The sequence below is a fragment of the Deltaproteobacteria bacterium genome (assembly GCA_026712905.1).
Lineage (GTDB): Bacteria > Desulfobacterota > Binatia > UBA9968 > JAJDTQ01 > JAJDTQ01.
Genome location: JAPOPM010000077.1, coordinates 20,575 through 34,157 on the forward strand (window position 1 = coordinate 20,575; position 13,583 = coordinate 34,157).

Sequence of the window (13,583 nt, forward strand, 5' to 3'; positions counted from 1 at the left end):
CGAGTCTCCGCCGCCGTTTCCCCTACGACTTGGGCCAGGACGTGATCCGCGACTCCGGGCGCAGCTTGTCCCGGTCGTAGGTTTCCCAGTGGACGAAGTCGTCTACCTTGCGGCGCGGCTTGGGTTTGGGCCAGGCGCGCGGGAGCCCCACGGGCATCACCCATAGCAGGCGCAGCGGGCGCGGCACCTCGAACAGCGCGCGCAGCTCCGGCTCCACCTCCTTGCGCACCGAGACCCACACCGTGCCGAAGCCCATGCTCGCCGCCGCCAGCATCATGTGCTCCACCGCGTTGGCCACGTTGGCCTGGAAGAGCTTCTCACGGTCCGAGGGCTGACGCGTGGTGAGGTAGACCCGGCGGGTGCGGGCGTCGCCGCACACCAGGACCAGGGCGCTCACGTCGCCCACGTAGTCCTTCTTGAGCCCCTTGTAGTTCACCGGATCCTCGAGCTTGCGCTGGTTCCACTCGGCGGAATAGATCGCCCGGACCTTGCGCATCTTCGCCCGGTCCCGGGTCACGATGAACTCCCACGGTTGGCTGTTGGCTCCGGACGGTGCGAGCCGGGCCGCCTCGAACATGAGCCGTAGCTGCTCGTCCGTCACCCGCCCGCTCTTGTAAACGCGCACGCTGCGGCGCGCCGCCATCACATCCAGCAGTCCATGTGTGTCCATCGTTGCCTCCCTTCTCTCCGCGCCTGTCGACACGACTGCCTGCCGACACCACTTCCAAACACAAGATGGCATCCTTGACTACCCTGTGGTACTTCTGCCGCAGGACCATGATCAACGTCGTCGGAATCGTTGCGAAGTACGGAGAGGAGAAGGCCGAGAAGATCATGCGCGGGACCATTCCGTGGCTGGAGGGCCGCGGCATGGAGGTGCTCGTGGAGGCCGAGTTCGGCACCGCGGGCGGCAGCGTCGCGCGCAAGGAGGAAATGGCCGAACGCGCCGACCTGATCGTCGTCCTGGGCGGAGACGGCACGCTCCTGAGCATCGCCCGCCTGGTGGAACGGCCCGAGGTGCCCATCGTCGGGGTCAACCTCGGGGGCCTCGGCTACATCACCGAGATCGCGTTGGACGAGCTCGAAGAGGTGCTCGCCAGCACCATCGCGGAGAACTACACCATCGAGAAACGCATGACCTTGCAGGTCAGCATTTCGGGCAAGGACGGCGTACAGCACCTCCGTATCCTCAACGACGCTGTCATCACCAAGGGCGCCCGCTCCAAGATCATCGACCTGGAGACCTACGTCGGCAGTGATTACCTGTGCACGTACCGGGCCGACGGTCTCATCATCTCCACGCCCACGGGATCGACCGCGTATTCGCTGGCGGCCGGCGGCCCGATTCTTCACCCGGCCATGAGCGCCATCATCCTCTGTCCCATCTGTCCGCACACGCTGACCACCAACCGGCCCATCGTCATCGCCAGCGACGCCCGTATCCGGTCGACCCTGAGGTCCTCCGGGGACACCGTCATCCTGATCCCCGACGGCCAGGAAGGCATACTCCTGAACAACGGCGACCGCGTGGAGGTGCGCCGGCACAAGTCGCCGGTGTCGCTGGTACGCCTCCCGACGCGGTCGTACTTCGACGTGCTGCGCAACAAGCTCAAGTGGGGAGAGCGCTAGTGTCCTGTCTGGTTGATTAACCAGACAGGACACTAGCGTGACGCGTCGCACTGGCGGTCGCATCCATGCTGCAGCAGCTTCGCATCCGCAACATCGCCGTCATCGACCAGGCCGAGCTGGAGCTTGGGCTTGGGCTGAACGTGCTCACGGGCGAGACGGGCGCCGGCAAGACCATGGTCCTCGCCGCCTTGAACCTCATCCTCGGAGGCCGGGCGTCGTCCGACCTGATCCGCGAAGGCGAAACCGAGGCCACCGTGGAGGCCCTGTTCGGAGACCTGCCCGCGCCCACGCGCGGCGCCCTCGAGGCGGCCGGCTGCGGAGACGACGACGAACTGGTGCTGAAGAGAGTCGTGAACCGCGGGGGCCGCGGCCGCATCTATCTCAACGGCAGCCTGGCCTCGCGCTCGCTCCTGTCCGAAATCGCCCCCGGCCTCATCCACATCTACGGACAACACGAGCAGCACACGCTGCTGCGCACCGAAACCCACCTCGCCCTGCTCGACGCCCACGGCGGCCTCGAGCACAAGGCCGCCGCCATGAGGGAGCGCTTCACGGCGTTCGCGGACGCCTGGCGACGGGTGTGCGATCTCCGGGAGAAGCTCGCGGACGCGGCTCGGGAAGAAGCCTTCCTGCGTGCCCAGGCGGATGAGATCGAAGACGCGAGGCTCGAACCCGGCGAAGAGGATGCCCTGCTCGACAGGCGCCGGCTGATCGTCCATTCCGAGAAGCTCTACCAGACCTGCAAGGAAGGCGAGAGCCTCCTCTACGAGGATGACAACGCCGTGGTGGGAGCGCTGGGACGGTTCCTCCCGCGCCTCCGTGACATGGCGGAGATCGACGGCACGCTGTCCGAGGCGGTGACGCTGCTGGAAGGATCGGTGGCGCAACTCGATGAGGCCGCGGCAGCAATCCGCCAGTATGCGGACCGGCTGCATTTCGACCCGCGGGAGCTGGAACGGCTCGAAGACCGTCTGGCCGAGATCAACCGGCTGAGGCGAAAATACCGCGCGTCGGTGGAAGAGATCCTGGCGCTGGCCGAACGGGCGAGGGAAGAGCTCACGGCCATCGACCGCGGCGAGGAGAGTCTGGCCGCGCTGACGCGGGAGTTCGAGGCGGCCCGGGATGCCGCGTGGAAACTGGCGGAGGAACTGTCGCGCCTGCGCAGGCGCGCGGCCAAGACGCTCCAGCGCCGCATGGAGCAGGAAACCGCCCAGATAGGACTGCCCAACACGACCTTCGAGGTGCGTTTTCGCGCGCGCGCCGACACCCGCGACCAGCCGCCGTTCGTGATGGGAGACAGGCGCATCGGGCCGGACGGGGTCGACGACATCGAGTTCTTCTTCTCGCCGAACCCGGGCCACGAGGTCCGGCCCCTCGCCAGGATCGCCTCGGGCGGCGAACTGTCGCGCCTCATGCTGGCGCTCAAGTCCGTCGTGTTGAGCGGGAGCGAGATCCCCACCCTGCTGTTCGACGAGGTGGATGCCGGCATCGGCGGAGGCGTGGCCGAGATGGTGGGCCGCAAGCTCGCCACCGTGGCGCAGTCCCGCCAGGTGATCTGCGTGACCCACCTCGCCCCCATCGCTGCCCTGGCGCGCTCTCACTACGTGGTGGAGAAGACCGTCGATCGGGGCCGCACCTTCACCACGGTACGGAAGCTCGAAGAGGCGGAGCGCGTGCGCGAGCTGGCACGGATGCTGGCGGGCGTGGAGGTGACCGCGCAGGCGGAACGGCATGCCGCCGAGATGCTCAAGGTCGACCAGCCCGGCCGGACGTAGCGCGCCGCGCCCGAGCCCGCCAACGCATCCCCCTTGCCTCGCGGCCCGCGTATCGGTTATGCTTGTCATCCAACCGGCGGTCGAAGATCCTGCGGGATCCGTACCGCCCAAGTTTCCGAGCGTGGGGCCGTAGCTCAGCTGGGAGAGCGCTTGAATGGCATTCAAGAGGTCGCCGGTTCGATCCCGGTCGGCTCCACCACGTTTCCAGAAACCTGTCTGGAGGTGGTGTGTCGCAGCTTCGAGCAGCGGGAGGCGGGGTCTTTTCAGGCTATGACCTGGATGCGTGCTTCTACGATGAAATGTTCGAACCCCACGGCAACCCCCGCAACTCATCCCGCGGACTGCACGCGGCGTTGGCCGAGCTGGCGCCCGAAGACCTCGTCAAGCTCCAAGACGGCGTCTATCGGCACTTCCTGCACGAAGGCATCACGTTCACGGTGCTCGACGCCGACAATGTAACCGAGCAGATCATTCCCATCGACTGTGTCCCGCGGGTGCTGACGGCGACGGAGTGGCAACACCTCGAACGCGGCCTCAAACAGCGGCTGGCGGCGCTCAACCTCTTCCTCAAGGACGTCTATCACGAGGGGCGGTGCCTCAAGGACAGGATCGTTCCCATCGACCTGGTGTTGGGTTGCCCGCAATACCGCATGGAGATGCGCGGCCTCAACGTACCCCATGACGTCTACGTCGCGGTCTGCGGCACCGACGTGGTGCGCACCCACGACGGTTTCGCCGTCCTCGAGGACAACCTGCGCGTGCCCTCCGGAGTGTCGTACATGCTCGCCTGCCGGAACGCCATCAAGGAGGCCTTCCCGCGGCTCTATCGCGCCAACCGGGTACGCGAGGTCTCCGACTACGCCGAGTTGCTCTACAGAACACTGGCCTCGCTGCGACCTTCTCAACAGGCTCCCCGCGTGGCGATCCTGACTCCGGGCATGCACAACGCCGCGTACTACGAACATGCGTTTCTCGCCGGCGAGATGGGCATCGACCTGGTGGAGGGGCAGGACCTGATCCTGCGCGACAGCGCGCTCTACAGCCGCACCACCTCCGGCCTGCGCCGCGTGGACGTGCTGTACCGGAGGATCGATGACGACTTCCTCGATCCGGTGCAGTTCCGCTCCGACTCGGTCCTGGGGGCGGCGGGGGTCTTTCACGCCTATCGCGCCGGCAACGTGGTGGTGGCCAACGCGCCCGGTACCGGAGTAGCCGACGACAAGAGCCTGTACGCGTACGTCCCGGAGATCATCCGCTACTTCCTGGGCGAGGAGCCCATCCTCGCCAACATCGAGACCCACCTGTGCCGCGAGCCTTCGGGGTTGGCCTACACCCTGGAGCACCTCGAAGAGCTGGTGGTCAAGGAAGTGGGCGGGGCCGGAGGCTACGGCATGCTGGTGGGCCCGCATGCGAGCGCGGACGAGCGCGCCCGCTACGCCGAGCGGCTGCGCGCCGATCCGGCCAACTTCATCGCGCAACCGGTGCTCGCGCTGTCCCGTGCGCCGTGCTTCATCGACGGCGCCATCGAGCCGCGCCACGTCGACCTGCGTCCCTTCGTGCTGCAGGGCCGCGACGAGCAGCACGTCGTTCCCGGCGGGCTGTGTCGGGTGGCGTTGCGCCGCGGCAGCCTCGTGGTCAATTCCAGCCAGGGTGGCGGCTGCAAGGATTTGTGGATCGTGGAGGATTGAGTGCGGTCGGCACCGAGGAACGGACTATGCTCGCACGTCTAGCGGCCGAGTTCTACTGGCTGGGCCGTCACGCGGAGCGCATCGAGCACACGGCGCGGCTGCTGCGCTTTCAGCTCAACCGCCTCCCGGACCGGCCGGCGGACGAGTTGACCCTGGGATGGCAGGCGGTCTATCGGATCCTGGGACAAACGTCCGTGAGCATGATCGCCAGCGGAGACGACGCCGAAACGGTCGTCATACCGGACGCCTACACCCTGGCCGGCAAGCTCGTGGAGGAGCGGGCGAATCCCGACTCGCTGCTGTCCTGTTGGGAGCACGCGAGAGAGAACGGGCAACGCGTAAGGGCGCAACTGCCGCTGCCGGTATGGACCTGTCTCAACCAAGGTTATCTGTGGATACGAGACAGCGATTTCAACACCGCGTGGACCCGCGGACCGTCGGCCCTGGTGGGCGAGGCCGTCGATCGGCTGCATCTGTTGGCCGGGGTCGTGGAGGCGGTCATGCCGCGGGACGAAGCGTGGCGCTTCCTGGAGCTGGGCCGGTTCATCGAGCGGCTGCAGCATCAGGCCGAGCTGCTGGCGGGCTGGGTCGAGTTCAACCGCGAGGAAGCGGGGGCCAGCGCCCTCTCATGGGCGGACCTCTTGCGCGTGTGCGGCGCCTATGAAGTCTACTGCCGCCGCCATTCCACCAACGTGGAGCGGCAGCAGACGATTGGCCTTCTCACCCAGGACCCGGAACTCCCCCGCTCACTGCACTTCGCCGCTCAGCGCATCGCCCGGCTGCTGTCCGGAATCGATCCGGTGGGCGCCCGCTACCCCATGGCGGCGCCCCACCGCATGGCGCTGCGTCTGGCCGCATCCATCGAGGTGGAACCCACCGGCCTCTCCGGAGAGGCCGGTGAATTCTTCCGCGCCGTCGGACAGCACGGCCGCGGGCTCCACGATCTCACCATGGCCGCCTACGTCACCCATACTCTTCCGCGGGAGCTCGCGACGTGACCGTGACCTACCAGATCGAGCACCGCATGTGCTTTCGCTATCCCGCGCCGGCGGAGGACTCGGTGATGACGCTCTACGTCTGTCCGCTCCGTGACCGCGTGCAACTGGTGCGGAAGTTTCTTGTCGAGACCCAACCGGACGGCGCGTTGTTCGAGTTCACCGATCCCTTCGGCAACACCGGGCATTTCCTCGAGCGGCCGCGGGTTCGTGAAGAACTGCGCGTCGTCGCTCGTTCGACGGTGGAGTTGGGACCGGTGGCGCGTGCCCCGAAACGGTTGGACCCCGCGGCATGGACACTCCTGCGGCGCACCGCCCACAACGTCGCGCTCTGGCCGATGCTGCACCCCAGCCGCTTCGTGGCACCGACGCCGGCCCTGGAGAAGTTCCTGGAAACCCACGGCATCGCACCCGGCGACGACCCGCTGGTCAGCACGCGCGAGCTTTGCACCACGCTCTACCGCGTATTGGAGTACGCGCCGGGCGAAACCACGGTGGACTCGCCCATCGACCGTATCCTCGAGACCGGCCGGGGCGTATGCCAGGACTACGCCCACGTGATGGCCGCGGTCCTGCGGGGATGGGGCATACCGTGCCGCTACGTTTCGGGGTACTTGGGACCGAGCGCGGCGGGGGTGTCGGAAGGCGAGAGCCACGCGTGGGTGGAAGCCTGGTTTCCCGGCGCCGGGTGGAACGGGTTCGACCCCACCAACGATACGGAGGGCGACGAGCGTCACATCCGGGTCGCCGTGGGGCGGGACTACGCCGACGTGCCGCCCACGCGCGGCACGTTCCGTGGCGCCGGCGGTTCGATCCTCGACACGGAGGTGGCGATCGAACGCGTCGACGACTCGGAGTCGGACGGCCAAGGCCCGTGGAACTGAAGGAGCAGGCGCGGACCTCGGCCCGCGCCACACGCTTTTTCACCGATTCTCTCTCGGAAAGGCGCGAGAACTATGATATCGGACGTTGTTTCAAGGATTGAGACGCAGCTATCTATCAAGGGTCGAGGGTCCCGGACCTGAAATGCAGGCCGCGACCACAGTTCCTTGTCACAGAGGGGTCAGCACTGACGCGAACACGCATGGGAGGCGATCATGACACTTTCTGAAATCCAACAACTGATGGCCGACAACGACGTGCGGCGCGTCGACTTGCTCGTCACAGACCTCATCGGCCGTTGGCAACACTTCTCGATACCCCCTTCCAAGGTGAAGGAAAGCCTCGTCGAACGCGGCCAGGGCTTCGATGGCTCCAGCCTGCGAGGCTTCCAGTCCATCGACCAGTCGGACATGCTGCTGGTGCCCGACCTCGACTCGGCGCGCATCGATCCGGTGGAGCCGGAGCCGTCGCTCAAGCTCATCTGCGACGTGGTCGACCCGTTGACCGGAGATCGCTACAGCCGCGATCCGCGCTGGGTCGCCACCAAGGCGGAGGCCCATCTCGCCACCACCGGCATCGCCGACAAGGCGTTCTTCGGCCCGGAGCTCGAGTTCTTCGTGTTGGACAACGTGCGTTTCGGGCTCAAGCCCAACTCGTCCTTCCATACCGTCGACTCCGATGAGGCCGACTGGAACTCGGCGCGGGAGGAGGGCGATCGCAACCTGGGCTACAAGATCCCGCCCAAGCAGGGCTATTCGCCCGTCCCGCCGTTCGACCAGCTCGCCGACCTGCGCTGGGAGATGTCGGAGAAGATGGAGCAAGTGGGTCTCGAGTTCGAAGTCCACCACCACGAGGTGGCCACGGGCGGGCAAGGCGAGATCGCGACGCGCTTCCAGACCCTGCGCCGGAAGGCCGACGAGACCCAGTGGTACAAGCACATCGTGCGCAACGTGGCCAGGGCCCACGGCAAGACGGCGACCTTCATGCCCAAGCCGCTGTTCGGCGACAACGGCAGCGGCATGCACGTGCACCAGTCGCTGTGGCTCGGGGACACGCCGCTCTTCTACGAGGCCGGCGCCTACGCGGACCTGTCGGAGCTGGCGCGCTTCTACATCGGCGGCCTGCTCAAGCACAGTCCCTCGCTGCTGGCCTTCTGCGCCCCCACGACCAACTCCTACAAGCGGCTGGTGCCGGGCTTCGAAGCGCCGGTCTATTTGGCGTACTCGGCGCGCAACCGTTCCGCCGCCGTGCGCATTCCCACGTACGAAACCTCACCCGCCAGCAAGCGCATCGAGTACCGCTCGCCCGACCCCTCGGCCAACACCTACCTGGCCTTCTCGGCCTTGCTGATGGCGGGGCTCGACGGCATCCGCAACCGCATCGACCCCGGCGATCCCACCGACACGGACATCTATGAATTGTCCCCGGAGGAAGCGGCGCGGATCCCTTCCGTACCCACGTCCATGGAAGAGGCCGTCGCGGCGCTGGGCGCGGACCACGACTACCTGCTCGTGGGCGATGTCTTCACCCAGGATGTCATCGACCACTACATCGCGTTCAAGGAACAGGAATCGAAGGATGTCTTCCTGCACCCGGTGCCGGCGGAGTTCTTCCACTACTTCCACATCTAGGAGTAGCAACCCCATCGAGTGTCCCTAATCCATGCAACGGGAGGTGCCGGTAACATGAGCATTCATGGTTTTCCGACAAGGGTTTCCGTATTGGGTGGGCATTGGAGCCGCTTGGCGGCGGCGGGAGGACTGGTGGCCGCGTTGGGCTTCGTCTGGTTGGCCACGTCCGCGCACGCCGCCGTGGAAAAGGAGGTGCAGTTCGTCCTGAACACCTTCTCCTTCCTTATCTGGGGCGCACTCGTCATGTGGATGTGCGCGGGCTTCACCATGCTGGAATCGGGCATGGTGCGGACCAAGAACGTCTCCATGATCTGCCTCAAGAACATCGGCCTCTACTCCATCGCCGGGCTGATGTACTTCTTCATCGGCTACAACCTCATGTACGTGGACGTGGGCAGCTTCATCGGCACCTTCACCGGCCTCTACGGACCGACGGCCAGCGAGGTAGCCCTGCTGGCCGGCCAGGAAGAGGCGCGGGAGGCGGTCCTCAAGAACAACTACTCGACCATGTCCGACTGGTTCTTCCAGATGGTGTTCGTGGCCACCACCGCGTCCATCGTCTCCGGCACCCTGGCGGAACGGGTAAAGCTCTGGACCTTCTTTCTGTTCATCGCGATCCTCACGGGCGTCGTCTATCCCATCGTGGGGGCGTGGACCTGGGGCGCGGGATGGCTCGGAGCGATGGAGTTCAAGGACTTCGCCGGCTCCACCATCGTCCACTCCACGGGCGGTTGGGCGGCCTTGGCGGGGGCGCTGGTGGTGGGACCGAGACGCGGCAAGTTCCGTCCCGACGGCAGCGTCAAGAGCACGCCGCCGTCCAACATCCCCATCGTGACGCTCGGGATCTTCATCCTGTGGTTCGGGTGGTTCGGCTTCAACGGCGGCTCGCAACTGGCACTGAGCGGCGCCGCGGACGCCATCGCCATCAGCCATATCCTGGTCAACACCAACCTGGCGGGGGGCGCGGGGTTCCTCGTCGCCCTGGTCATGGCCCGCCCCATACTGGGCCGCATCGACCTGCTCGCCGGCCTGAACGGCGCTCTCGCGGGGCTCGTGTCCATCACCGCCGGACCGGACTTCACCACGCACATCTGGGCCGTCGTCATCGGCGCCATCGGCGGCGGGATCTGCGTCGCGGGCATGAGGCTCCTGGATGCGCTCAAGGTGGACGACGTGGTGGGGGCGGTGCCGGTGCACCTGTTCGCGGGCATCTGGGGGACGCTGGCGACGTGCATCGTCGCGGGCGGAAACTTCGGCGTCCAGCTTCTCGGCGTCGTCGCCGTGGGTGCGTTCGCCTTCGGAGCCTCGTACGCCCTGTGGTTCGGACTGAAGCTGATCATGGAGGTGCGGGTGTCTTACTCGGTGGAGGAACTCGGGCAGGACGCGGGAGAGCTCGGTATCGAGGCGTATCCGGAGTTCATGCTCATGCCCGATCCGGACGACGTGGCCGCGATCCGCGGCGACGAGTGACGAGCGCGGCACCGCGAGCACCGCGCTGGAAAAGAGGACGGCGTGGCGGTCGGCAATGCCGGCCGCCACGCCGTCCTCTCATGTGAAGGAAGCGGGCAATCAGCCGGGCTGCGTGCCGGCGGACGATGTCGCGGGCGCGGGAAGGGTGACCCAGAACTCGGTATAGACGCCGGAGTCCGATTCGACCCCCATGAGCCCCCCGTGCTGGGACACGATGTCCTGGGAAAGAGACAGACCCAGTCCCGTGCCTTCTCCCGTGGGCTTGGTGGTGACGAAGGGTTCGAAGATTTTCTTGATCATGTCCTGCGGGACACCGGGGCCGTTGTCGCGGACGCGGAACTCGACCTGGTCGTCCTGACGCTTGCTCGACAACCGGATGCGCGGCTCATACTGGCTATCGCCCTTGGCGCGCTCGAATGTCGCCTGACATGCATTGGTGATGAGATTGAGGAACACGCGGCTCAAGTCCTGAGGCACCACCTCCACCTCGCCGACAGCGATGTCGAAGTCTTCTTCCCAGGTTACGTTGAACCGCTGGTCCTTGGCGCGCATGGCGTGATAGGCGAGATCGGCGTACTGCTTGAGCAGCGCGTTGAGGTCCACCGCGCGCCGGTCGCCGGATTGCGCACGCGAGTGATCCAGCATGCTGCGCACGATGCCGTCGGCGCGCTTGCCGTGCTGGTTGATCTTGCCGAGATTGGAGGTCAGATCGTCGAGGATGCTCTCGATCTCATCACGCGCGTCCTCGGGGAGCTGTTCACGGACCTCGCCCAACACCTCCCGAACCTCTTCGATCAACTCGCCGGACACCTCGGAGAAATTGTTGACGAAATTGAGCGGGTTCTTGATCTCGTGCGCGATGCCGGCGGCGAGCTGACCCAGGGAGGCCAGCTTCTCCTGCATGACCACCTGGTGCTGCGCCGTCTTCAGGTCCTGGAGGGTCTGCTCCAACTCCCCGTTCTTGTCCTTCAACTCGTCGGCGAGCTTCTCCACAAGGTTGAGGCGCTGCACTTCCAGAGAGTGACGCCGGAATACCTCCAGCGCCTCGGCCATGTCGGTCACCTCGTCGTTACCCCGGACCTCCACCGGCACCTCCAGGTTGCCGTCGGCCATGGACCGCATGGACGCGGCCAACCCGGTGAGGCGCCGGATCAGGTAGCGACCGACGAAGATCCACCCGAGGGCGACGGCGCCGACGACGTTCACCACGTTGAGCACCACCAGCACGATCATACTGGTGCTCACCGCCGCGCTGGAGGCCTGGCTGGCCTCGGCCGCGTGGCGGTCCGCCACCGCCACCACGCGGTCCATGGTTGCCAACAGACCAGCCGCGGTGGAGCGGTTATCCTCGATGTACTTTGCCTGCAACTCCGCTTCGCGCAGGATGGCTTCCTGCAGGTCGAAGATTCCTTCGGCCCCGCGCCCCAACGACTTGAGCCTTTCGAACTCGAAGTCGAGCATCCGCGTGGGAGCGGCGTGTGCCTCGGAGGCCCCGAAGGCGCGCTCGAACGAGCCGAGGGCCGCGTTGTAGCGCTCCCGCAGCGGCTGGATCAGAGTGCGGTCGTTCAGCACCGCGGCTTCGGCCAGCAGCCTCGCGGCGAGGTTGGCCTGCGTGTGCAGAGTCAGCAGATCGCGATAGCGCACCTGTTCCGCGTACGACGTGCGTTCCTCGGCAGGTACCGGACTGTCGCCGATCGCCCTCAGGCCCGTGGCGAGAAAGAAAGCCTGGTCGTCGATCTCGGGCACGAGGATGCGGTCGATCTGCCGGGTCATGACAGGGATCTCGACCTCCCGCGCGTGCAGCCGGAGTTCGATCTCCCGCCGCCGCGATGACGACTGTTCGATCTTGTCCAGATTCGTGGTGAGGGCGTCGGAGAGGGAACGAAGCCGGTCCGCCTGTTGCTGATTTCCCAGCGAGTCCTGTGTCTGGAGCTCCTCGATCAACTTGCCGAGCAACTCCTTGTCCCGGGCGATGGTTGTCTTGACCTCGGTCAGATCCTCGGCGGACGAGGCCGATACAAGACGCGACGCCGCGTTGACGAGCGCCGAACTCTGCTGCGCGGCGCGGATGGCGGCTACCAGGCTGGGCACGCTCTTCTCGGTAATCCGCCGTTGCGAATTGCTCACGACCCCGAACGCGACCAGCGCCACCGCGCTGGCCGCCAGCATGAGCAGCACGCCCGCGCCGAAGGCGGTGTACATCTTGACGCCGATGCCGATGCGCCAGCTCTCGACGCGTGTAAGAACGTTGACGAGACTCAAGGCCGCTCCAGACGCCGGATCGAGCGGAACCGCTCGGAGCCGTCGATCACGGTCAGGTACACCCGGTCGGAGCCCTGGTTGTCGGACTCCCCGTAAAGCAGCATGAAGCCGCCAAGATCCATGGTGCCGGCCTTTTGCAGGGCGCGGATGAAACCCTTGCGCGTGAGATTCGCTCCGGCTCGGCGCAGTGCCTCCACGGCGACTCTGCCGGTCAGGTATCCCTCGAGGGAGACGAAGCCCGGTTCCGCGCTTGCGGCCACCGCGCGCAGCGCTTCATGGTATTGCCCGACGACGGGGATCCAGCGGTCGTGGGGGAAGGGCACCACCTGGGTCACGATGACGTCCTTGCCCGACGGGCCCAGCGCCCTTGCCAGCGCCGAGCTGCCGACGAAGGATATGTTCACGAAGACGGGATTGAAGTCGAGATAGCGGGACCACTTGATGAATTCCGCCACGGGTTCGTAGGCGCCGACAATGATCACCGCCTCGGGACGGCCCTCGCGCAGGTCGAGCACCGCGGTCTTGACCGCGCGGGTATTGCGCGGGTAAGTGGCCTCCGCCGCCAGCGTCATGCCGCGCCGGTGGAGCGCCTGCAGCGTGCCCGCGAGCCCGGCGCGTCCGTAGGAATCGTCCTGGTAGAGGATGCCGATGCGCTTCACCCCGAGGTCGCGGGTGAGGCGTTCGACCATCTCCTCGGTCTCCTGATAGTAGGACGCGCGCACGTTGATGACGGTAGGACGCCGGCGCGCGTCGCGCAAGAACTCCGCCCCCGTGAAGGCGCCGACGTAGGGAACGCCGGCCTCGGTCGCGATGGGCTCCGCGGCCTTCGATGTGGGCGTGCCCACGGCGCCGATCAGCGCGAAGACCTGCTCCTCGCCGACGAGCTGGTCGGTGTTGGCGATGGCCGCCTCGGGCTCGTAGCGGTCGTCGAGGGTCTCGAGGCGCAGTTGCCGTCCGTGAATCCCGCCAGCCCGGTTGGCCTCCTCGAAGGCCGCCGTAATGCCAAGGCGCATCCCTTCTCCCAACGCCTTGGCGGGGCCGCTCAAGGCGCAGGATTGCCCGAACACGACGGCACTCGAGCTTACGCCCAGGGTGGTCGCGGACGCCGCCGGGGGCTCCGCCGGCGCCTCGCCCTGTGCCGCCGCGGCCACGGACACGAAGGCGGCCAGGACCGGCAGCAGCAACAACGCCACGTAGCGCGCGGTTCCTCTCACGTCGACGGGGACCCTGGTGTCCTTCCCGGAGGGGACA

The 13,583-nt window shown here is 66.5% G+C and carries 10 protein-coding genes and 1 tRNA gene; 8 read left to right on the forward strand and 3 right to left on the reverse strand.

Annotated elements, in window-relative coordinates; translation table 11 throughout:
- Positions 1-22: 22 nt before the first annotated feature.
- Complete coding sequence (locus tag OXF11_05920) at positions 23-670, reverse strand: nitroreductase family protein (protein MCY4486640.1); 648 nt, start codon at positions 668-670, stop codon at positions 23-25.
- A gap of 65 nt (positions 671-735) precedes the next feature.
- Between OXF11_05920 and OXF11_05925 the strand changes: the two genes are divergently transcribed.
- The 8 genes from OXF11_05925 (at position 736) to OXF11_05960 (ending at position 10,070) form a co-directional block, all read left to right on the forward strand.
- On the forward strand, positions 736-1,629 hold the full coding sequence (locus OXF11_05925; protein MCY4486641.1) for an NAD(+)/NADH kinase: 894 nt from the start codon (positions 736-738) through the stop codon (positions 1,627-1,629).
- A gap of 65 nt (positions 1,630-1,694) precedes the next feature.
- The gene (gene recN / locus OXF11_05930) at positions 1,695-3,404 is read left to right on the forward strand and encodes a DNA repair protein RecN (protein MCY4486642.1); all 1,710 of its coding nucleotides are present in this window, start codon (positions 1,695-1,697) and stop codon (positions 3,402-3,404) included.
- 123 nt (positions 3,405-3,527) lie between these two features.
- A tRNA-Ala gene (locus OXF11_05935) sits at positions 3,528-3,603 on the forward strand.
- 100 nt (positions 3,604-3,703) lie between these two features.
- Positions 3,704-5,092, forward strand: coding sequence for a circularly permuted type 2 ATP-grasp protein (locus OXF11_05940; GenBank protein ID MCY4486643.1), 1,389 nt, complete (start codon positions 3,704-3,706; stop codon positions 5,090-5,092).
- Positions 5,093-5,118: 26 nt separating this feature from the next.
- Positions 5,119-6,090, forward strand: coding sequence for an alpha-E domain-containing protein (locus OXF11_05945; protein ID MCY4486644.1), 972 nt, complete (start codon positions 5,119-5,121; stop codon positions 6,088-6,090).
- Positions 6,087-6,971: a transglutaminase family protein gene (locus OXF11_05950; GenBank protein MCY4486645.1), complete on the forward strand. Its 885-nt coding sequence runs from the start codon at positions 6,087-6,089 to the stop codon at positions 6,969-6,971. Before OXF11_05945 ends, OXF11_05950 begins: the two co-directional genes overlap by 4 nt.
- 213 nt (positions 6,972-7,184) lie before the next feature.
- Complete coding sequence (glnA, locus tag OXF11_05955; protein MCY4486646.1) at positions 7,185-8,600, forward strand: type I glutamate--ammonia ligase; 1,416 nt, start codon at positions 7,185-7,187, stop codon at positions 8,598-8,600.
- Between the two features lie 54 nt (positions 8,601-8,654).
- Entirely contained in the window at positions 8,655-10,070 is a 1,416-nt protein-coding gene (locus tag OXF11_05960; GenBank protein ID MCY4486647.1) for an ammonium transporter, read from the forward strand.
- 99 nt (positions 10,071-10,169) lie between these two features.
- Here the strand turns inward: OXF11_05960 and OXF11_05965 are convergent, their stop codons facing one another.
- The gene (locus OXF11_05965) at positions 10,170-12,332 is read right to left on the reverse strand and encodes a HAMP domain-containing sensor histidine kinase (GenBank protein MCY4486648.1); all 2,163 of its coding nucleotides are present in this window, start codon (positions 12,330-12,332) and stop codon (positions 10,170-10,172) included.
- Positions 12,329-13,546: an ABC transporter substrate-binding protein gene (locus OXF11_05970; protein MCY4486649.1), complete on the reverse strand. Its 1,218-nt coding sequence runs from the start codon at positions 13,544-13,546 to the stop codon at positions 12,329-12,331. Before OXF11_05970 ends, OXF11_05965 begins: the two co-directional genes overlap by 4 nt.
- Positions 13,547-13,583: the final 37 nt, after the last annotated feature.

Coding starts and splice junctions, on each gene's coding strand:
- glnA (MCY4486646.1), top strand. CDS start 7,185: ATGACACTTTCTGAAATCCAACAACTGATGGCCGACAACGACGTGCGG.
- OXF11_05960 (MCY4486647.1), top strand. CDS start 8,655: ATGAGCATTCATGGTTTTCCGACAAGGGTTTCCGTATTGGGTGGGCAT.
- OXF11_05925 (MCY4486641.1), top strand. CDS start 736: ATGGCATCCTTGACTACCCTGTGGTACTTCTGCCGCAGGACCATGATC.
- recN (MCY4486642.1), top strand. CDS start 1,695: ATGCTGCAGCAGCTTCGCATCCGCAACATCGCCGTCATCGACCAGGCC.
- OXF11_05945 (MCY4486644.1), top strand. CDS start 5,119: ATGCTCGCACGTCTAGCGGCCGAGTTCTACTGGCTGGGCCGTCACGCG.
- OXF11_05920 (MCY4486640.1), bottom strand. CDS start 670: ATGGACACACATGGACTGCTGGATGTGATGGCGGCGCGCCGCAGCGTG.
- OXF11_05940 (MCY4486643.1), top strand. CDS start 3,704: ATGTTCGAACCCCACGGCAACCCCCGCAACTCATCCCGCGGACTGCAC.